This is a genomic window from Streptomyces sp. NRRL F-5755, from assembly GCF_001279365.1.
Taxonomy (GTDB): Bacteria; Actinomycetota; Actinomycetes; order Streptomycetales; family Streptomycetaceae; genus Streptomyces; species Streptomyces rimosus.
Genome location: NZ_LGCW01000299.1, coordinates 13542 through 32298, shown reverse-complemented (window position 1 = coordinate 32298; position 18757 = coordinate 13542). Strand labels below are relative to the sequence as shown.

Sequence of the window (18757 nt, the reverse complement as noted above, 5' to 3'; positions counted from 1 at the left end):
GGGATCACCACTCTCCCAGCCGGGGCATCCGCTCGGCGATCAGCTCCGGCGTCGCCCGCGTCATCTCCTCCGCGTACCGCCCGTCCGCGAGGAAGACCACACGGTGTGCGTAGGAGGCGGCGACCGGGTCGTGGGTCACCATGACCACCGTCTGCCCGGTGGAGTCGACCACGTCGCGCAGAAGTTGCAGCACCTGCTTGGCGGTACGGGTGTCCAGCGCGCCCGTGGGCTCGTCGGCGAAGACCACCTCGGGGCGGGGCGCCAGCGCGCGGGCGATGGCCACCCGCTGCTGCTGGCCGCCGGACAGCTCCGACGGCCGGTGCCCGAGCCGGTCGCTCAACCCCACCTGCGCCACCACCCGGTCCAGCCAGGTGGGGTCGGGTCGGCGGTCCGCCAGCATCAGCGGCAGGGTGATGTTGTCCATCACGGTCAGCGCCGGCATCAGGTTGTACGCCTGGAAGACGAAGCCGACACGCTCCCGGCGCAGCAGGGTCAGCTCGACCTCGTTCAGGCTCGCGAGGTCGGTGCCGCCCAGCACCACGGTCCCGGCGTCCGGCCGGTCCAGGCCCGCCGCGCAGTGCAGGAAGGTGCTCTTGCCTGCGCCCGAGGGGCCCATCACCGCGGTGAAGGAGCCCCGGGTGAAGTCGAGGGACAGATCGCGCAGCGCGTGTACCGCGCCGGCGCCTCTGCCGTAGGTCTTGCGGACGCCGCTGAGGCTGACCACCGGTCCTCCGCCCGCCCGCCGGTCGCCTCCGTTGCCCAAGGGCGTGGCCTCGTCCGGCCGCGGAGGCGCCGCCTCCGTCGCGCCCCGTGTCGCCCGGCCCCTTCTGCTCACGTCCGTCCCCTCGCTGCGCAGTCCGTCCTCGGTCTTTCCGCTTCAGCACGCTAGATCTCCGGGCACACGGTGGACCACCACGTGAGCTGGAGTTTTGAAGGTGCAGATAAGTGCCCCCGCGGCCTGTGGCAGGCCCCCGGACCGGCGCTCCAGGAGGGCTCTGAGACCCGGTTCGGGCGGCACCGCCGGTGGTACCGTGATCGCGCCGTTGCGTCGGGGGGTCACTCGGTCATGTCCTTACCGCTGTTCACGACACTGCGACGGGTGCCCGCGCGGGAGCTCCCGCGCCGGCTGTTCGGCCGCTTCCCGCAGGCCATCGGCTACGTCGTGCTCTGCCTGGGCACCGGACTGGCCGGCCTCGGCCTCTTCTACCTGCTCGTCGCCACCCTCGCCCTGTGCCTGGTGGGCACCGGCTTCCTGCTGCTGCCGGTCGTCCTGCGGCTGCTGCGCCGGGTGGCCGAATTCCATCGCCGCCGGGTGTCCCGCGTCCTGGACGCCGAAGTCGTCACGTACTACCGCGGGGTGGACGCCGACACCCGCCGCCCCCGGCTGTCGCTGCGCGATCCCGCCGTGCGCAAGGACATCGTGTGGCTGCTCGCCCACAGCATCCTGGGCACCACCCTGTGCGTCGCCGCCATCATGGCCTGTGGCGGCGCCGTCAACTGGCTTTCCGCGCCGCTGTGGTGGCGCCTCGCGCCGAGCGAGCGGGACGCAGTCATCATCATCACCGTCGACTCCTGGCCGAAGGCGATCGGCGCCATGTTCGTCGGGATGGTCTACGCGGCGGTGGCCGCCGCGATCGTTGTGGCGCTGGCCCGGGTGCACGCGCTGGGCTCCCGGAAAGTCCTGGTCACCCGCGCCCGCGTCCCGCTGGAGCAGCGGGTGCGGGAACTGTCCGTCACCCGTGCCGAGGCGCTGGACGCGCACGACGCGGAGCTGCGCCGTATCGAACGCGACCTGCATGACGGGGCGCAGGCCGGAATCGTCGCGGTGTCGCTGCGCCTGGGCATGATCAAACGGGCCCTCGACGTACGGCCCGAACAGGTCCCCGAGATGGTCGATGCCACCCAGCAACTCGCCCAGCAGGCACTGGAGTCGCTGCGCCAGCTGGTCCGCGGTATCTACCCGCCGGTCCTGATCGACCGCGGCCTGATCGACGCCGTGCGGGCGCTGGCCGCGCTGAACGAGGTGCCCACCGCGATCGACATCGAGGACGACGCGGCGACCGCGCCCCGCGCCCCCGCGGCCGTGGAGGCCGCCGCGTACTTCGTCGTCTCCGAAGCGCTGACCAACGTCGCCAAGCACAGCGGCGCCGACAGTGCATTGGTGCGGCTGCGGATCAACGATCGCAGCATCTTCATCCACGTGGAGGACAACGGCCGCGGCGGCGCCTCGGAGCACGCGGGCAGCGGAATCATGGGCGTACGCCGCCGGGTCGCGGCCTTCGACGGCACGACAGAACTGGTCAGCCCGCCCGGGGGCCCGACCGTACTCAGAGTGGAGATTCCATGCGGATCCTGATCGCCGAAGACCACGCGCTGCTCCGGGAGGGGCTGGTCCTGTTGCTGGCGGGCGAGGGCCACGAGATCTGCGCCACCGTCGACAACGGCTCCGACCTGCTGCCCGCCCTGCTCGAACACCGCCCCGACGCCGCCGTGGTGGACGTCCGGCTGCCCCCGTCCTTCCGCGACGAGGGCCTGCGAGCGGTGGTGGAGGCCCGCCGCCAGATCCCCGAACTCCCCGTCCTGGTCCTGTCGCAGTACGTGGAACGGGCCTACGCGGGCGAACTGCTCGCCCAGAGCGCGTCGGGCGTCGGCTACCTGCTCAAGGACCGGGTGGGCAACACTGAGGAATTCCTGGAGGCGCTGGACCGGATCGTGGCCGGCGGCACCGCGATGGACCCGGAGGTGATCTCCCAGCTGATGATCCGCCGGGCCGGCGACGACCCCTTGAGCACCCTCACCCAGCGCGAGCGCGAGGTGCTGGCGCTGATGGCCGAGGGGCAGAGCAACCCGGTGATCGCGAAGTCCCTCTTCATCGCCGAGAGTTCGGTCAACAAGCACATCGGCAGCATCTTCACCAAGCTCGGCCTGCCCACCTCGGCCAGCGGTCACCGGCGCGTGCTGGCGGTCCTGACGTATCTGCGGGCATGAACGCCTGCGGGGCCGGTCCAGGAACGGAGCGGTCCCCGCCGTACGTTGGGCCTACTCGGCCGCCTCCAGCCCCTTCGGTCGCGGGGAGGTCCGTAGGGTCGGCGCGCAGGACACCACCAGCGCGAGGGCCCGAACACCGCCGTGCGCACCAGGGCGGTGGCCGCTGCCGCCCGCTGTCTCCAGCAGCACACCGCCGGTCAGCGGCCCCGGCGCGGAGGCCGCGCTCGTGGAGATGCCGGTCACGCTGGCCGGCCGCCCGCGCATCGGTCGGGCGTGACGAGCGTCTGGTACGTCGTCATGATCGCGCTCGCGGTGGGCGCCAGTAGGGCGACACCCGCCAGGACCAATCCGCGCGCGTACCTCGGAGACAGCAGCGCCAGCAGCGGCGCCGGTGCCGCCGCGCCCCGCGGCAGGAGCGCCAGGGCGGCGTACGGCGTGAGCAGGTGAAGGTATCCGTCGGCATGACCCAGGGGCCGTGTTCCTCCAGCAGGAGTCCGTCCAACCCAGGGCGCAGCGCGGGCGCATGGCAGGACGTCAGGTGGTCGAACCACGAACACCGGCCGGTTACTCGATGGCGTTGGCATCGCAGTACGCCTGCACCTCCGCGCGGTCCTTCGTGCCGAACGCGTCCTGCCAAGGCAGGCGGAGCCCCGGGGGAAGTTGTGCACGCAGGTACCCCTCCTCGTCGAAGCGGTCGGTGATGCCGCGCGGCAGCGCGCCGCGTATTAGTGGCCAGCCCCGGCCCTCGGCCTGCGGCCTGGAACCCCGCTCCCGGACCGGCGGTACGCACTGCCGCCTTGGTGCAGTTCTCTGCACCTCGATTGGGGAGTCTGTCCCACTGCGCGGCGGCGTCCGGCGGCGCAGCATGGAGATATCGCAGAAAGGTCCGCCACCCGCGCCGGACCACGACAGGGGGGCCGGCAGGTGATACCGAAGGAACCGAGCGTCGGGGGCGGCGGCCGACGCCGTAGCCGGACGGGCGTCGTGGCGGTCGCGGTTCTCGCCGCGGTGGCACTGACTGTGGGTGCCGGCGGCTGCCAGGACGTCAGCACCAAGACGGCCAAGCCAACCGCGTGGAACTGTGCGCACGGATCGTGGGCAAGGCCCTCACCAATCCGTTCCCTGATGATGTGGAGAAGACGAAGAAGGAAATCCGGGAACGCGCCGACGAACTGGACTCCATGGTCGGCCAGGCGTCGGACGAGAAGCTCCGTACGGCCGTCGCAGAAACCGCTCGGAAAATGCGCAGCGTGGAAGTCGAGGGGAGGGGGCGAGCCGGACCGTGATCGGATACATCTCCGAGCAGAACGCATTGCTCGAAGACCTCCGGAAAACCTGTCTGAACCGCGACGACTACCAGTAGGCCCCCGAAAAGCAGTCCCGAAAAGCAGCCCCCGAACCGGGCTCGGCGGCGGCATCCCGGGTGCCTGTGCCGTCAGAGCCACACCACCGGCCCCCTTGAGCGTCCCCCGTCGCCCGAGGGGCCCGCACCCCTCATCACCGTACGAACCAGCGTCAGGAGCAGTCATGCCGGAGTCCACCGGTTGGAAGCCGTCCCGGGAGCGCCCGATGTGGCCCTGGGTGGTGGCCGCCATCGTCGCCGTGGCCGTGGTCATCAACGTCATCCTCACCATCTAAGGGCGGCCCCATCAGGTGCCACCCGCGCACGACCGCACGGTCCGGGGCCGGCCGGGCCACCCCCGTACCGTGAGGCGGGTGTGGCGCCGCCGGGGTCTGCGGCGCGCCCGGGAGCGCATCGGGGCGTGCCCGGCCCGTATGACCCGGTAGGTCATGGCCGGTCAGCGAGGGCCTCGGTAGGGTCGGCCGCATGGGAGTCGGTCAACTGCCGCGGGCCGGGGTGCTGCTGCGGGCATGGCGGCTGCGGCGCAAGCTCAGCCAGTTGGAACTGGCTCTGCGCGCGGACACCTCGACACGACACCTGTCCTGTGTGGAGACCGGGCGGGCCCGCCCCAGCCGGCAGATGGTGTTGCGCCTGGCCCACCACCTGGACGTGCCGCTGCGCGAGCGCAACAGTCTGCTGATGGCGGCCGGTTACGCGCCCGTGTACCGCGTACGGCCTCTGGACGGCGAGGGCATGAGCGCGGCGCGCTCTGCGGTGGACATGCTGCTGCGGGGGCACGAACCGTACCCGGCGGTCGTCGTCGACCGGCTGTGGAATGTGGAACGTCGTCCGCGCCAACCGGGCGATGGACGTGCTGCTCGGCGTGGCCTCACCGGAACTGCTGGCGGGCGAACCGAACGTGATACGGCTGGCCTTGCACCCCCAGGGCTTCCGGCGCATGCGGTCGACTACGGCGAGGTGCGCGCGTACATCCTCAGTGGGCTGCTGCAACAGATCCAGACGACCGGCGATTCCCAACTGCGCTCGCTGTAAGATGAGGTGAGCGCCTACGAGGTGCCCGCGGGCGAGGCGCCGGCCCCGCCGCGGGAGCACGTACCGCGCGAGGCGGTGGTGCCGATGCGGTTCCGCACCCCGTACGGCTAGCTGGCGCTGTTCAGCACCATCGCCACCTTCGGCGCACCGGCCGACGTCACCCTCTCGGAGCTGGCGATCGAGCTGTTCTTCCCCCTCGGCGAGCACACCACGCGCGTCCTGCGCGCACAGGCGGACGCGCCGACTCCGCCGGAGGCCCCGCAGCCCCCCGGCGGACCCGTTCAGCCCAAAGCCCAACGGGCGGATGAGGCATGCACCTTCGTGATGCGCGGGACCGCCCGGGGCCCGGCCGGTCCCCGGGCGCAGAACTCTGTGGTCGTCGCTCTTCCTTTCGCCCGCTGCTGACGGATCGGCTCCGGTGCAAGGGGCGGTGTGTGTTCCCGCGGCGGGGCCGGTGCCTCGGCCAGGTGTCCGGCAGTCGTGCAGGGGCTCGTGCCGCCGACGTCAACTCTGCGTGAATGTCGCGCGGTTCGGGCTTTCGGCACGGTCGAGGCGCGGCGTAGGAACCCTGGCCCGGTGATTGGCGCGCTTCAACTGGGGTGAAGGGAATGTGTGGTGCTGCCCATCTGGGCGTACGCGGGGTTCGCCGTGGCGGCGAGCGGCCCGCAAAACACGCCCGAGTCGCCGGGGTTCCTGGCGTTATGTCCGTAACTCTCCGTTTATGGTATTGGTGCTGGTCAGCGGTGCTTGAGCGGATGGCGGCCCGATGAGGCGGCCGCGCGGCGCTGGATCTGATCGACTCGTGACGGTGCGACTGCTTCCGGTTCGTCCCGGAGAGCCGTTATGAGGAATTAGTTATCTTAATTCTGATTCGCCCGTATGCCGCAGTCACCCCCCTCGACACCTGTTCGTTGACGACGTATGACCGAGACGAGCGTTTCCCCCACCCGTCAGCTCGGCGCCTGGCAACTGCGCGCGACCGTGCCGCGCGCCACCCCCGGCGTCCGGCCCGACGTCCACCTGCTGCGCGCCGGACAGCGCGTCCGGCTGGAGTACACCGGCGACCTGCTGGAACAGCTGCTGGCCACCCTCGACGGCAGCGACGACGACCGGTAACGGCATCCCCGGCGCCCGCCGCCCCCGAGGGCGGCGCGTCGGCCGGCCCCTGTCCACCGGCCACCACCGATTCCAGTGAGAGCTGCAGTGAACGACATCCCGCGGGTCCCCGTGCCTCCCGGTACCGGCCGGCACCGGCTGCCACGTCAGAGCACGGAGGAGGCCGTCTCCTTCCCCGGCGGCGCGGGCGTGCCGTTCGCGCACGACCTGCCCCTGGCGCAGGAGATCATCGACGACGGGTGGGACGCCGCCGTCGTACAGGAACTCGGCCCCGAAATGGCGGAGTTGTGGGACACGGCCGAGCAGCCGGCCGTGGCCGACGGCCCGGATCCGGTGTTCCCGCCCGGCGGGGCCGTGTACTGCCCCGGCGAACCCGCGTACCTGCACGCCGAAGCCTTCCACCCACATACCGAACCCGCGTACCCGCACGCGGAGACCGGCCCCCCGCACGCCGAGACCGCCTACCCGCACGCCGAGGCCGGCTACCAGCGCGCCGAGACGGCCTACCCGCACGCCGAGGCCGCCCACCGGCCCGTCGGGCCCACCGCGCCCGCCGCCCCCGGCCCGCAGGCCGCCGACGCGCGCGCGACGCCCGGTGCCGGGCGTGTCGCCTGGACCTGGCGGCGGCTGCTCAGTGCGTCGTCCGTGCTGCTGACAGCGGTGATCGCGATCGCCGTCTCCGCGCTGGGCGCGGTGGCGTCCTACCCGCCGCTGCGCGCCATCGCGGACGGTGTGGCCCCGTCGGACGTCGCGGCGCTGTGGCCGCTGCTGATCTACGGCCCTTGGGTGGTGGCCACCCTGTCCATCCTGCGCGCCCGCGTCCACCGGCGCCGCACCCTGCACTCCTGGGCCGTCGTCATCTTCTTCGCCGCCGTCGCCATGATGCTGTGCATCGCCCGCGTCCACCCCTCGCCGTCCGGCATCGCCGTGGCGGGCCTGCCGCCGCTGACCGTCCTGCTCTGCTTCCACCAGTTCGTACGCCAACTCGACCTCGCCGGCGCCCCCCAGCCCGCGGCCCGGCACGCGCAGAGCAGCCGGGGGCAGCACCGGCACCGTTCCGGCGGGTGAGGCTGCCGGCGATCACCGGACGGTGAAATCCACCGGACCGGCCCCGGAAGACCGGTGTCCGCACGCTTTTCCCGGCGTGCGGGCACTTCTGTCTTTTTCGCCCGCCGACGTACGCCCCGAAAAACCGCAGAATTCCTGTCCGTGCAGGTCAACGGCTCCCGCTTTTCGTGATGTCGGTAAAACGCCAGCGCCAAACGATTCTTCTGAATTTCGTACGTGAGTACATTCATGTGGTGTATGCACATGCCCCACGGAGTCATTCCGCCCGGACTATGCTTCCTGCCGCGCAGCGAGTTGTGACGGCTGCGACAAGCCGCCGACGGCTGTCGCGAAGCCGCCGCCGCACGAGGGCACGGGCGTCCTGGGACCCGGCTTCGCGCGCGGCACGTCGCCTTTTGTCTTCCCGCTGCCTTTCCACCCGAGAACACCGCGCATGACGCCCTGTCCCTTCCATTAGCGCTCTGAGGATGCCGATGGCTCGTGCTGATTCGCCACCCGGGAGGCCGGGGCCGGCCGCCACCGCACCGTGGCTGCTGCCACCCGCCCTGCTGGCCATATGTACGGCCGTGGCCGTGTCGTTGCTGCCGTCGGCGGCCCGCGCCCACGCCGCCTGGATCGGCGTCCTGGCGACCGCGGCCGTCGCCGTCGCGGCCGCCGAGGCGGCCCGCCGGGGCCGCGCGATCGACGCGCTGCGCAAGCAGTACGCCGAACGAGAGGCGTTCCTGCAACGGCTGCTCGCCGAGCAGGAGACCGAGACGGTTCGGCTGGCCAAGGAGACCCTGCCCGAGGCCCTGGCCAGGCTCCAGCAGGGCACGTCGATCGAAGATGTACTGCGCACCACCGGCCCGGTGTCCCGGGTCAGCCCCCGGTTCGAGACCGCGCACAACGCGGTGGTGCGCTACATCCTCCTGACCGTCGACGCCGAGGAGGACCTGCGCGACTCCGCCCGCCGGGCCTTCGTCAACATCGCCCGGCGCGTGCAGGCCATCGTGCACCAACAGGCGCTGGAACTGCGCGAACTGGAGGACAAGCACGGGCAGGACCCGGACGTCTTCCACGACCTGCTGCACCTGGACCACCGGACCGCGCTGATCGGCCGGCTGGCGGACAGCATCGCCGTCCTCGGCGGCGCCCGGCCGGGGCGGCAGTGGCAGAAGGACATCCCGCTGTTCAACGTGTTGCGCGGGGCGATGTCCCGAATCACCGACTACCAGCGCGTCGACCTCCACTCGGTGGCCGACGTCGGCATCCTCGGCCGCGCGGCCGAACCGCTGATCCACGCCGTGGCCGAGCTCCTGGACAACGCCACGCGCTACTCACCGCCGCAGACCCGGGTCCACCTGACCGCCACCGAGGTCCAGACCGGGGTGGCCGTCGAGATCGAGGACGCCGGGCTCGGCCTGACCGACGAGGCCCGTATCCGCGCCGAACGGTCCCTGGCGCAGCACGCCACCAGCGGACTCGACCTCGACGACCTGGGCGAGTCGCCACGGCTCGGCCTGGCGGTGGTCGGCCGGCTGTCCCACACCAACCACTTCACCGTGTCGCTGCGCGTGTCCGCGTACGGCGGCGTGCGCGTCGTCCTGGTCGTACCGCCCGAACTGATCACCGTGACCCCGGCGCCCGGCGGGGCCATCGCCAAGGCACCCAGCCTGCCGCCGCCCCGCTACCCCGGCGGCCCCAGGCACCGTGCCACGGCGGCCGCCGACGAGTCGGTGCCCGCCCACGCCCCGCGCACCACCAACGGGCTCCCGCAGCGCAGGCGGCGCACCACCCGCCCCCTGTTCCCGTCGGCGGAGCCGCGGCAGGCGGCCCCCTCCGCCACCGAACCCCGCCCCCCGGCGCCGCCGGCCGGGCTGTGGATGTCCGCCTTCCTCGACGGTGCCTCCGGCGCGACCCCGGACGGGCCCCCGGCACACGGTCCCGAGGGCCCGGGCGACGCGGAGCGCGAACAGTGACTGAGCCAGCAGATAAGGATGAGTGAGCAAGTGGCCACACAGCAGCGGCTCAACATGGACTGGATGCTGGAGGAGTTGGCGTCCAGCGTCCCGCAGACCCGCAACGTCGTGGTGCTGTCCTCGGACGGCCTGTGCATGGCGCAGTGCGGTACGGACACCGACACCGCCGACCGCCTCGCCGCCGCATGCGCCGGGCTGCAGAGCCTGTCGGCGGCCATCGCCGCCGAGTTCCCGCACCGCGACGGCCGGATGAAACTCGTCGTCGTCGAGGTCGACGGCGGCTTCTTCTACCTGATGGCGGCCGGTGCCGGAGCGTATCTGGCGGTGCTGGCCGACGACGACGTGGACGCCGGCCTGATGGGGCAGCGGATGCGCGACCTGGTCGCCCGGATCGGCCAGCACCTCTCCAGTCCGCCGCGGTCCGACCGGCAGATCCCATGAGCGACCCCGAGCAGAAGAAGGGACGGGCCTGGGAAGAGGGCGGGCCCGAACGGCTCTACGTCCTCACCTCCGGCCGGAAACCGGCCGGACGGCAGGCCCCCCTCGACATGGTCACGCTGATCGTGAGCCGCGGCGAGGCCGGTCCCGGCATGCAGCCGGAGCTCGCCGCCATCGTCCGCATCTGCGACTACCCGCTGTCCGTCGCCGAAGTCTCCGCGTACCTCCACCTGCCGGTCAGCGTGGTCACCGTACTGCTGACGGAACTTCTGGCGAGCGGCCACGTCGAGGCACGGGCGTCGGTCCCGGCCAAGTCGCTGCCCGACATCGAACTCTTGGAGGCGGTGATGCATGGACTACAGAATCTCTGAACCCGTCGTAGGCCCGCGGGGCGAGGACGTCCTGCCGGCCTCGGTCAGCACGGCGGTGAAGGTGGTGATCGTCGGCGGCTTCGGCGTCGGCAAGACCACCCTGGTCGGCTCGGTCAGCGAGATCAGACCGCTCACCACCGAGGAGATCATGACGCAGGCCGGGGCCGGCGTGGACGACCTCGCCGGTGTCGAGCGCAAGAGCGAGACCACCGTGGCGATGGACTTCGGCCGGATCACCCTCAACGACCGGCTGGTCCTGTACGTCTTCGGCACCCCGGGCCAGCAGCGCTTCTGGTTCCTGTGGAACGGGCTCTTCGAAGGCGCGCTGGGCGCCGTGGTCCTCGTCGACACCCGGCGGCTGGAGGACAGCTTCGATGTGATGGGCCGCCTGGAGGAGCGCGGTGTGCCCTTCATCGTCGCCGTCAACGCCTTCCCGGACGCCCCGTCGTACCCGGTCTCCGAGCTCCGGCAGGCCCTGGACATCCCCGACGAGGTGCCGGTGATCGACTGTGACGCCCGCGAACGCGGCTCCAGCCGCGACGGCCTGCTGACCCTCATGCGCTATCTGCACACCCTCACCACCACGACTCCGGAGCCACGGTGACTTTCCCTTTTCCCGAACAGCCCGGCACCACGTGGGCCGCCACGCCGCCTCCGGAGTGCCCGGCACACGCCCGGCCCGGCACCGCCGACGGACTGGCCCGGCTCTTCGGCCCCGAGGCGGCCGCCGACCCCATGGGCCTGTACGAGCGCCTGCGCGCCCGGCACGGGGCCGTCGCGCCCGTCCTGCTGGACGGTGACCTGCCCGCCTGGCTCGTCCTCGGCTACCGCGAGATCCTGGAGGTCGCCGGCACGCCCGCCCGCTTCAGCCGCGACTCGCGCAACTGGCGCTGGTTCAGGGAAGGGCGGGTCCCGCCGGACTCGCCGCTGCTCCCGATGATCGCCTGGCAGCCGGTGTGCCTGTTCCTGGACGGGGAGGAGCGCAACCGGCTGCGCCTGGCCGTCACCGACAGCCTGGACCGCTTCAATCGCCGGGGCATCCGGCGGCACATCACCCGCTTCACCCACCAGCTGGTGGACGGCTTCGCCGAGCGCGGGGAGGCGGACCTGGCCGAGGAGTTCTGCGAACACCTGCCCATGCTCGTGCTGACCCAGCTCCTGGGCATGCCCGACGAGTACGGGCCCCGGCTGGTCGCCGCCAGCCGGGACATGGTGGCGGGCACCGCGACCTCGGTGGCCAGCAACGCGTTCATCGTGGACACCCTCATGGAGCTGGTACGGAGCAAGCACACCACCCGCGGGCACGACATCACGTCCTGGCTGATAGACCACTCCTCCCGGCTGACCGACGAGGAGGTGTGGAACCACCTGCGGGTCGTCCTGATCGCCGCGAACGAGACCACCGTCAACCTCCTCAAGAGCACGCTGCGGATGGTGCTGACCGACCCCCGGTGCCACGCGTCGCTGGCCGGCGGGCAGATGACGCTGCCCGACGTGGTGGAGCAGGTGCTGTGGAGCGAACCGCCGCTGATGACCATCCCCGGCCGCTGGGCCGCGGTGGACACGGAGGTCGGCGGCCAGAAGATCGAGGCGGGGGACATGCTGCTGCTCAGCCTGGCCGCCGGGAACCACGATCCGGCCGTCCGGCCGGACCCCTCGATCCCGCTGCACGGCAACCGCTCGCACCTCGCCTTCAGCAGCGGCCCGCAGGAGTGCCCCGGCCAGAACATCGGCCGCGCCATCGCCGACACCGGCATCGACACGCTGATGGCCCGGCTGCCCGACGTACGGCTGCGCATCCCCGAGGAGGAACTGCGCTGGACGTCGGGCTGGATGACACGCCATCTGACCAGCCTCCCGGTGACGTTCAGCGCTTCCCGGCCCGCGCACTCCGGCGCGTCCGCCGGTACGGCCTTCGAGCGCCTGCCGGGCACCACCCCGGACGACGGCTCCCTGCCCGCGGCCGAGCCCCCGGCCACGCCCCCGCCCGGCCCGCCCCCGGCGGCTCCCGTGCCCAAGGGGCGTACGTCCTGGTGGGCCGCGTTGAAGGCATGGCTGCGCGGCTGATGCACGGACGGGGCCGGTACGCCGGTCACGCCCGCTGCGGCGTCCCGGTGGCCCGGAGCGCGGCCGGGCCACCGGGTACGAGTTCTCCGACGGCGCCCGCGATGCGGTGCAGCGCCTCTTCCAGCACGGCCCGCGAAGTGGCGTAGCTGATACGGATATTGCCCTCGGCGGCCGGGCCGAACCACTCGGCCGTGCCGGGCACCACGGCCACCCGCGCTTTCGCCAGCAGGAATTCGCCCATCGCCCGGCTGCTCAGCCCGAGCGCCGACACATCGGGGAACAGGACGTACGTACCGTCCGGGCGGCCGCAGGAAAAGCCCGGTATCGCATTCAGCCGGTCCACACAGTAATTCCGCATGTCCCGCAGGTGTTCCAGGAATGCGTCGCGCCAGGGCCAGCCGTGGCGCAGGGCGGCCAGGGCGCCGGCCTGGGTGCAGGGCGTCATGCTGTACGCGGCGCCCAGGCGCTGGAAGGCGAGCCGCAAAGCGTCCGCCGCCCGCGGGGTCGGGGCGATGACGAAGCCCATGCGCAGCCCTGGGAGCGCGAACGTCTTGGAAAGACCGGTCACCGTGTAGACGCGCCGGCTGTTCCCGGTGTCCAGGCGCGCCATGCTGATGTGCTTCCCGGGCGGGTACACGATTTCGTTCCACACCTCGTCGGAAAGTATCGGGACGCGGTGGGCGGCGGCTATGTCCTCCACCGCCCGGAGCGTCGCCTCGCCGAAGACCGTGCCCAAGGGATTGTGCGGATTGCACAGGCAGATCAGCGCGGTGCGCAAATTCACCAATGAGGCGAGCCGGTCCGTGTCCAGCTGCCCGGTCTTCTTGTCCACCGGGCAGTAGACGCGCCGGGCTCCCACGGCATCGACGGCCTGGCCGAAGAGCAGGTCCACCGGGTCCAGCACAATGCATTCGTCGCCTTCTGCGCAGAGCAGGCGGACCACGCCCCACAGCGCCGCCGCCGTGCCGGGGGCCGGCACCACGCGATCGGGGTGATTTCCGATTCCGTGGCGGGCCTCGGCCACTTCCGCGAAGGTCTCCCGGAGTTCCTCGGACCCCTCGGGTGCCGCATAGGGGAAATAGCCGTCGGCGACCGCCTCGATCACCGCGTCCCGGACCACTCGCGGCCCGGGGAAATCCGGCTCGGCCGCCGTCAGCGGAATGACGTCGGACGGGACCGCGCCCCAGCGGACGGGCGAGCGCCGCCGCAGCAGGTCGGGGCGGACCCGCGCGTCGTCGAACAGCGAACGGAGCGCGTCGTGGCGCGGCACGGTGCTCACCCCCGCTGGTATCGGGCGGGCGGATACCGGTCGTAGAGTTCCGGCGACCAGTACGTGGTCATACGGGGGCGGCCGTGCTGCATCCGCGCCGACGCGTACGTGTGGATGCCGCGGCCGCCCGCCAGCGGGCGCCGCGCCACCTGGCTCAGCAGCGCCCGGTAACGGCCGGCGGGCAGGCCCATGCGGGCCATGACGGAGCTGATGCGGTCCCGTATGGTCCGGTCGCTCTCCGCGTGCACCCACAGCGGGACGTACAGCGTGGCGGACACCGGTGTGTGTTCGCCGACCGCCGTGAACGTCAGATTGCTGACGAGCGGCTGGGGCCGCGCCTCACCGCCGTTGCCGGTCAGTGCCTGGCAGAAATCCTCCAGGAATCCGGGCTCGTGCTGGAGCGATACCCGCATGCGGGCGTCCAGTTCGGCCGGGGGAATGTCGTAATGGCGGAAGTACACCTTCACGCGCGACTGGGGGCCGTCCACCAGATCGAGGCCCAGGTAGACGATCCTGTCGAGGTCGAATCCCCGGCGGGCGTATTCGCTGATCGCGTCCCACGCCTTGCCGAATCCCAGGCGGCCCAGCGCCTCGCGCGTCCGCTCGACGGCGGTCATGCGCCGGTCGGCGTCCGGATTCAGATAGACCTTGAACTCGGGGGCGCTGTCCGGCGAGAAGACGACGGCGTGCATCATCGCGAATCCGGCCGGGCCGTCGTCCGGCAGGAACAGGTCGTGGACCGCCGCGAGACGGTCGTCGACGGCGCCGAAATCCTCGGTGAGTCCGCGGGTGAGGCCGAGTGCCGACTTCTGTGCGGCCGATGTGCTCAGCCGGTCCGGTACGGCCTCCACGAGCACCCGTATCTGCGTGCGCTCGCGCGAGAAGGCGGCGGAGAACTCGATCGGCGAACCGTCGGCGCAGACATCGGAACGCCAGTCCGGATGTGTTCCTATCCGCCGCTCTCCCCACGGTGAGAGCATCCTGCGCAGAACCCTCGCACCCTGTTCGACGTTCAGGCCCGCGCTGCCGAGCAGCCGCCTGAGGGTGGAAACTCCGTAGTCCATGAACGTCACGCCGCCGCATACTGGTGGAACCGTGCCTGGAGACGACATGGAACCCCTTTCCCTGTCCCGGGTACGTGGTCTCGCCAAACTGCGCGCGTTCCTCGCCGGCCGGTCGGCCAGTACCAATAGGGCAGGACGCTTCTGACGCTGCGTCCACAAGGGAATCGACGAAAGGAGGAGTCGTTCCCGCGCTCCCGGTCCCCATAAGCGTCATGCAACAGGCCGCCCGGATACTGCCCTTATCCTCGCGAGCTGCGGCCGTTTCTCAGAACCGGGTTGCTTTTACCATCAACGAAGCTTGCCCCGGCCGCCACCGGCGCACAAGGGGCGTGCGCGGCGTTCGCCGTGGAAGTGCGCGCGCTACCGTCTGACAGACGTGCGCGCGGGCGCCCGGACCGGTCCCGTACGGGGCTCCGGCCGGGCCCCGCGGCCCGGGCGCGGAGCCCGGGGCGCGCGGCCCGGTGTCGGGAGGAGCGGCCGGATCAGGTGCCCGGCTTCTTGATGTAGCCCTTGCGCACCAGCGCGTCGCAGGTCGCCTTCGGGTCCTTCTTGCCCTTGTACTGCTTCTTCACCACCTTGACGCAGTCGGCGTACGGGAACGGCGGACCGCTCGGCTGCGCCTGCGTGCGGGCGGTGGCGGCGGCCTCGGCGGTCGCTCCCGTGAACAGCATGCCGCTCAGCGCGACGGCCGCGGCCAGGGCGTAGCTCATCTTTCGCACAGGTCGTCCTCTCTCTGGCGCCGGAGCCCAGCGCCCCGGACGCGAGAGCCTTCCCGCGGCCCGGCGGAGGCCGGTTTGCCGGACAAGGCTCGTCCACGCCCAACGAGCCGATACGTCCCGGGAAACGCCGTTCCGTACGCCGATCGGCCGCGTGCGGCGAAAGGTTCACGCGTACCGGTCGGGTCGGGGGAGTGCCGTACGGGCGGATCAGTGAACCGTTCCCGCCTCCGGCCCGCCGGTCATCATCCTGGCCGCCACCAGGCTGATCACCGTCAGCGCCACGGCGGACCAGAACGCGACCTGCACGGCGTGCAGGGAGGCCGCGGCGCCGCCGGGCCCGGCGGCGTGGAGGTAGACGCTGCCGAGGACCGCGACGCCGAGGGTCGCGCCCAGCTGCTGGACCGCGTTCAGCAGCCCGGCGGCCGAGCCGATCTCCTGCGGCTGCAACGGCCGTAGCGCGACGGTGAAGAACGCCGGGGTGAAGAGGCCGGCCCCCAGGCCGACGACCGCGAGCGCCGGAAGCAGTGGTGCGGGGTAGGCCGTCGGGTCCGCGGTGCGGTACACGGCGATGGCGGCCAGCGCGCCGGCCAGGAGCACAGCGAGTCCGAGCGGCATCGTCCGGTGCCCGAAGCGCGGGACGAGGCGGGCACCGGCCGCCCAGGACGCCACGGCCAGACCGGCCGACCACGGTGCCAGCGTGAGCCCTGCCGCCAATACGGTCACGTGCAGGCCCAGTTGAAGCTGGAGCACGATCACCATCATCAGGCCGTTGGTCACCGCGAAGAACGAGGCCGAGGCCACCAGCGCGGCCGGAAACCTGCGGTGTGCAAAGAGCCTCGGCTCCACCAGCGGGCTGCGCCCGGCGGCGACGGCACCGCGCTGATGCCGGACGAAGACGGCCATCAGCAGCAGTCCGGCCCCGACGGAGGCCCAGTTCCACCCGGACAGCGCGGCGAGGTCTGCCCCGATCAGCGGATGGACGACGAGCCCGACGCCCGCCATGGCCAGCAGTGTGCCCGTCAGGTCGAGGGCCGGGCGCCGCGGGGCGCGGTGGTCCACCAGCTTGGGCGACAGGGCGAGGACGAGCAGCGACAGGGGGACGTTCACCAGGAACGCCGCCCGCCAGGACGAGCCGAACAGGTCGGCGTGGGTGAGGAAGCCGCCGAGCACCGGTCCGCAGACGGCGGCGAGCCCCATCACCGGGCCGATGGTGCCCAGGGCGCGGGCCAGCTCCGCACCCGCGAACATCGCTTTGATCAGGCCGATGGTCTGCGGAATGACCACGGCCGCCGCGGCCCCCTGCACCACACGGAAGGCGATCAGCGAGCCGGCGCCGGGCGCCAGGGCGCAGGCGACGGACGCGAGCAGGAAGCCCGTGACGCCCAGCACGAACATCCGCCGCCGCCCGGCGATGTCGCCCAGGCGCCCGCCGGTGATCAGCAGTACCGCGAACGGCAGGGTGTAGGCCGTCGTGAACCACTGGACGTCGGACACCGGACCGCCCAGATCGGCGTGCACGGCCGGCGCCGCGACCTGCACGATGGTCGCGTCCAGCAGGTTCATCGCCTCGGCGAGCAGCAGGGCGGCGAGCGCCCACCACCGCCATCGGTACGCCGCACCGGGCGGCGCGAGCACGCGCTCAGCGGTCATCGGAAATCCCCTCCAGCGTTGTCGACGCCTCGGCCCCGGGCGGGCAGCCCGGGGCCGGTCGCGGACCAGCGTGGAAGGCGGCACCCGGAGGTGGCAGTCACCGCCGGGGAAGTGGCGTTATCCGCCTCCGGGGGCGGGCGCGGCGGCGATTTCCCACGCCGGGGCGCACGTTCCGTACAGCCCGTCCCTTCGGCCCCGTTCGCCGACGAAACCCCCAATACCCCGAATTTGCGGTGACCTTGACCACATTGACGTACCTTTCGCCGCTGGGCTTCACTTTCCCCTGACGAAAAGCGGAAAGCCGGATTCAGTGGCGGAGCATGGGTATTCCGCGTTCCGGCCCGCAGGAGTCAGTGTTCGGTTCAGTCGGTCCACTGTCCCGGAGGTGCTGTCATGAAGCTCATCAACTCCCTCAAGAAGAAGCTGAAGGCGGAGAAGAGCCTGAAGTCCTACGCCTGGTACATCTGGTACTGATCGGCACGTGACCCGGTAGTTCCCTCATCCAGGCTCTCGGAGGCCGCCGATGCGTACGTACGGTACGGAACGGAGCGACCGGGTCACGGTCTTCACGCCGCGGCTCGGCCGGCTCCTCAGCGAGCACCGCGGCGCGGACGTCTTCCGGCTGGAGGCCGACACGGTCGGCGTCGCCGGGCCCGCGCTGATCGACGCCGTGCTGCGCAGCAGACCGGCCAACGCGGCCGAACGGCCCACCTTCAAACCCCTCCAGGGCCGGCCCATCAGCCGCCCCGAATCCTCCGCGGTCATGCGGGCCGTTTCCCTGGATGTGCGCGCCGCACTGGAAAGGCCGGCCGGGCCCGACAGCAAAGGCGGCGCGGCGGCCGACCTGTCGGGGGAATGGCCGCGGGCGGCGCACCTTTATCTCCGGGACCTGGTTTTCGGGTCCGACCCGATGCGGCTGCGGGTGCTCGTGGACCGCAAGCTGGAATGGACGCCCAAACTGACCTGGACGGTGATCGCGGCGGGCGCGGCATTGCCGGGCTGCCCGGGAGCCGGTGCGCCGGTGTCCCGGCTGGCGGGTCTCGCCGCCGCCGCGGCCGGTTACGGGGACCGGCGGTACGCGATGGGCCTGTACCGGCGGGCAGCGGCACCGGTGTGTTTCACCGTGTCCACGCTCGTCGCCAACGCGCTCTGGCTCGGGTCGCCCTTCGAGGACCACATACCGAACCGTCACATCCTGTACGAGTCGATGCGGCTGCTGCCGCCTTCGTGGAACCTGCTGCGCGTGGCGTCACCGGAGTTCGCGGCCCTCGACGACCGGATCGGCGCGGGCGACGACGTCCTGCTGCTGCCGCTGCTCAGCCACCGCGATCCGCGGCTGTGGGACGCGCCGGACGAGTTCCGGCCCGAGCGCTGGGCGGCCCTCGACGCCGACGACCAGCCCGGCTATCTGCCCTTCGGGCACGCGAACGAGCGGTGCTGGGGACGGCACATGGTCATGCCGCTGGCCGAACGGCTGCTGGACCTGGTGCGGGAACAGGGCCTGGCGGTGAGCCCGGAGCAGAAGTCCGCCGAAGTGCCGCTGGCCGGTCTGCTCGGGGTGTCGAGGGTGTCGGTCGTACGGCGCTGAGCAGCCGGCAGCCTGATGGGGGAGCGGCCCCGTGCGGGCTCCACGAGCCCGCACGCACCCGGCCG

Annotated in this window: 20 protein-coding genes and 1 pseudogene; 14 read left to right on the top strand and 7 right to left on the bottom strand. The window is 71.7% G+C overall.

Annotated features, from left to right (window positions below; all coding sequences use genetic code 11):
* Nucleotides 1-4 precede the first annotated feature (4 nt).
* The gene (locus tag ADK86_RS33440) at nucleotides 5-763 is read right to left on the bottom strand and encodes an ABC transporter ATP-binding protein (RefSeq protein WP_053699984.1); all 759 of its coding nucleotides are present in this window, start codon (nucleotides 761-763) and stop codon (nucleotides 5-7) included.
* A 336-nt stretch (nucleotides 764-1099) separates the two neighbouring features.
* Here ADK86_RS33440 and ADK86_RS33435 point away from each other — a divergent pair, with 336 nt between their 5' ends.
* Nucleotides 1100-2356, top strand: coding sequence for a sensor histidine kinase (locus ADK86_RS33435; protein WP_078952427.1), 1257 nt, complete (start codon nucleotides 1100-1102; stop codon nucleotides 2354-2356).
* Entirely contained in the window at nucleotides 2344-2988 is a 645-nt protein-coding gene (locus ADK86_RS33430; protein WP_053699982.1) for a LuxR C-terminal-related transcriptional regulator, read from the top strand. The genes ADK86_RS33435 and ADK86_RS33430 overlap by 13 nt, the downstream gene beginning before the upstream one ends.
* Nucleotides 2989-3039: 51 nt before the next feature.
* Here the strand turns inward: ADK86_RS33430 and ADK86_RS33425 are convergent, their stop codons facing one another.
* Together ADK86_RS33425 and ADK86_RS33420 are read right to left on the bottom strand one after the other, a co-directional pair.
* Complete coding sequence (locus tag ADK86_RS33425) at nucleotides 3040-3252, bottom strand: hypothetical protein (RefSeq protein ID WP_053699981.1); 213 nt, start codon at nucleotides 3250-3252, stop codon at nucleotides 3040-3042.
* 300 nt (nucleotides 3253-3552) lie between these two features.
* On the bottom strand, nucleotides 3553-3804 hold the full coding sequence (locus ADK86_RS33420; RefSeq protein ID WP_053699980.1) for a hypothetical protein: 252 nt from the start codon (nucleotides 3802-3804) through the stop codon (nucleotides 3553-3555).
* 278 nt (nucleotides 3805-4082) lie between these two features.
* On the opposite strand from ADK86_RS33420, the gene ADK86_RS33415 reads away from it, so the two are divergent.
* From ADK86_RS33415 to ADK86_RS33375, 10 genes and pseudogenes are all read left to right on the top strand, one after another.
* Nucleotides 4083-4274, top strand: coding sequence for a hypothetical protein (locus ADK86_RS33415; protein WP_159394020.1), 192 nt, complete (start codon nucleotides 4083-4085; stop codon nucleotides 4272-4274).
* A 542-nt stretch (nucleotides 4275-4816) separates the two neighbouring features.
* Nucleotides 4817-5014 (top strand): annotated as a pseudogene (locus tag ADK86_RS45535) (helix-turn-helix domain-containing protein); the annotation flags it as partial.
* 151 nt (nucleotides 5015-5165) lie between these two features.
* On the top strand, nucleotides 5166-5393 hold the full coding sequence (locus ADK86_RS45530) for a hypothetical protein (protein WP_324611435.1): 228 nt from the start codon (nucleotides 5166-5168) through the stop codon (nucleotides 5391-5393).
* A gap of 911 nt (nucleotides 5394-6304) precedes the next feature.
* Entirely contained in the window at nucleotides 6305-6499 is a 195-nt protein-coding gene (locus ADK86_RS33405; RefSeq protein ID WP_003985440.1) for a hypothetical protein, read from the top strand.
* A gap of 87 nt (nucleotides 6500-6586) precedes the next feature.
* Entirely contained in the window at nucleotides 6587-7567 is a 981-nt protein-coding gene (locus tag ADK86_RS43995; protein WP_053699978.1) for a DUF2637 domain-containing protein, read from the top strand.
* Between the two features lie 473 nt (nucleotides 7568-8040).
* The gene (locus tag ADK86_RS33395; RefSeq protein ID WP_234346183.1) at nucleotides 8041-9525 is read left to right on the top strand and encodes an ATP-binding protein; all 1485 of its coding nucleotides are present in this window, start codon (nucleotides 8041-8043) and stop codon (nucleotides 9523-9525) included.
* Nucleotides 9526-9543: 18 nt separating this feature from the next.
* Nucleotides 9544-9966: a roadblock/LC7 domain-containing protein gene (locus tag ADK86_RS33390; RefSeq protein ID WP_032915423.1), complete on the top strand. Its 423-nt coding sequence runs from the start codon at nucleotides 9544-9546 to the stop codon at nucleotides 9964-9966.
* A complete protein-coding gene (locus ADK86_RS33385; RefSeq protein ID WP_053699977.1) occupies nucleotides 9963-10334 on the top strand; it encodes a DUF742 domain-containing protein in 372 nt (123 codons plus the stop codon). The genes ADK86_RS33390 and ADK86_RS33385 overlap by 4 nt, the downstream gene beginning before the upstream one ends.
* Nucleotides 10315-10938, top strand: coding sequence for a GTP-binding protein (locus tag ADK86_RS33380; protein ID WP_053699976.1), 624 nt, complete (start codon nucleotides 10315-10317; stop codon nucleotides 10936-10938). Before ADK86_RS33385 ends, ADK86_RS33380 begins: the two co-directional genes overlap by 20 nt.
* Complete coding sequence (locus tag ADK86_RS33375) at nucleotides 10935-12401, top strand: cytochrome P450 (protein WP_053699975.1); 1467 nt, start codon at nucleotides 10935-10937, stop codon at nucleotides 12399-12401. Before ADK86_RS33380 ends, ADK86_RS33375 begins: the two co-directional genes overlap by 4 nt.
* A 25-nt stretch (nucleotides 12402-12426) precedes the next feature.
* Here ADK86_RS33375 and ADK86_RS33370 read toward each other — a convergent pair whose 3' ends face one another.
* The 4 genes from ADK86_RS33370 to ADK86_RS33355 all read right to left on the bottom strand — a co-directional run bounded on the left by ADK86_RS33370 (nucleotide 12427) and on the right by ADK86_RS33355 (nucleotide 17104).
* Entirely contained in the window at nucleotides 12427-13680 is a 1254-nt protein-coding gene (locus ADK86_RS33370; protein ID WP_053699974.1) for a pyridoxal phosphate-dependent aminotransferase, read from the bottom strand.
* Nucleotides 13677-14735 carry a tryptophan dimethylallyltransferase family protein gene (locus ADK86_RS33365; protein ID WP_078952429.1) on the bottom strand — a complete coding sequence of 353 codons (1059 nt, stop codon included), beginning with the start codon at nucleotides 14733-14735 and terminating at the stop codon, nucleotides 13677-13679. Before ADK86_RS33365 ends, ADK86_RS33370 begins: the two co-directional genes overlap by 4 nt.
* A gap of 482 nt (nucleotides 14736-15217) precedes the next feature.
* Nucleotides 15218-15445, bottom strand: a complete 228-nt coding sequence (locus ADK86_RS33360) for a hypothetical protein (RefSeq protein ID WP_030601130.1) — start codon at nucleotides 15443-15445, stop codon at nucleotides 15218-15220.
* A 216-nt stretch (nucleotides 15446-15661) separates the two neighbouring features.
* The gene (locus ADK86_RS33355) at nucleotides 15662-17104 is read right to left on the bottom strand and encodes an MFS transporter (protein WP_053699973.1); all 1443 of its coding nucleotides are present in this window, start codon (nucleotides 17102-17104) and stop codon (nucleotides 15662-15664) included.
* A gap of 393 nt (nucleotides 17105-17497) precedes the next feature.
* On the opposite strand from ADK86_RS33355, the gene ADK86_RS45815 reads away from it, so the two are divergent.
* Together ADK86_RS45815 and ADK86_RS33350 are read left to right on the top strand one after the other, a co-directional pair.
* Nucleotides 17498-17578, top strand: coding sequence for a tryptorubin family RiPP precursor (locus ADK86_RS45815; RefSeq protein ID WP_394297255.1), 81 nt, complete (start codon nucleotides 17498-17500; stop codon nucleotides 17576-17578).
* 49 nt (nucleotides 17579-17627) lie between these two features.
* Complete coding sequence (locus ADK86_RS33350; protein ID WP_053699972.1) at nucleotides 17628-18692, top strand: cytochrome P450; 1065 nt, start codon at nucleotides 17628-17630, stop codon at nucleotides 18690-18692.
* The last annotated feature ends 65 nt before the right edge of the window (nucleotides 18693-18757 follow it).

Excerpts from the sequence above, each read along its gene's own strand:
- ADK86_RS33430 (WP_053699982.1), top strand. The coding sequence starts at position 2,344 with ATGCGGATCCTGATCGCCGAAGACCACGCGCTGCTCCGGGAGGGGCTG.
- ADK86_RS33425 (WP_053699981.1), bottom strand. The coding sequence starts at position 3,252 with ATGCGCGGGCGGCCGGCCAGCGTGACCGGCATCTCCACGAGCGCGGCC.
- ADK86_RS33380 (WP_053699976.1), top strand. The coding sequence starts at position 10,315 with ATGGACTACAGAATCTCTGAACCCGTCGTAGGCCCGCGGGGCGAGGAC.
- ADK86_RS33395 (WP_234346183.1), top strand. The coding sequence starts at position 8,041 with ATGGCTCGTGCTGATTCGCCACCCGGGAGGCCGGGGCCGGCCGCCACC.
- ADK86_RS33350 (WP_053699972.1), top strand. The coding sequence starts at position 17,628 with ATGCGTACGTACGGTACGGAACGGAGCGACCGGGTCACGGTCTTCACG.
- ADK86_RS33385 (WP_053699977.1), top strand. The coding sequence starts at position 9,963 with ATGAGCGACCCCGAGCAGAAGAAGGGACGGGCCTGGGAAGAGGGCGGG.
- ADK86_RS33405 (WP_003985440.1), top strand. The coding sequence starts at position 6,305 with ATGACCGAGACGAGCGTTTCCCCCACCCGTCAGCTCGGCGCCTGGCAA.
- ADK86_RS33390 (WP_032915423.1), top strand. The coding sequence starts at position 9,544 with ATGAGTGAGCAAGTGGCCACACAGCAGCGGCTCAACATGGACTGGATG.
- ADK86_RS33365 (WP_078952429.1), bottom strand. The coding sequence starts at position 14,735 with ATGGACTACGGAGTTTCCACCCTCAGGCGGCTGCTCGGCAGCGCGGGC.
- ADK86_RS33355 (WP_053699973.1), bottom strand. The coding sequence starts at position 17,104 with ATGACCGCTGAGCGCGTGCTCGCGCCGCCCGGTGCGGCGTACCGATGG.
- ADK86_RS45815 (WP_394297255.1), top strand. The coding sequence starts at position 17,498 with ATGAAGCTCATCAACTCCCTCAAGAAGAAGCTGAAGGCGGAGAAGAGC.
- ADK86_RS45530 (WP_324611435.1), top strand. The coding sequence starts at position 5,166 with ATGTGGAACGTCGTCCGCGCCAACCGGGCGATGGACGTGCTGCTCGGC.
- ADK86_RS33360 (WP_030601130.1), bottom strand. The coding sequence starts at position 15,445 with ATGAGCTACGCCCTGGCCGCGGCCGTCGCGCTGAGCGGCATGCTGTTC.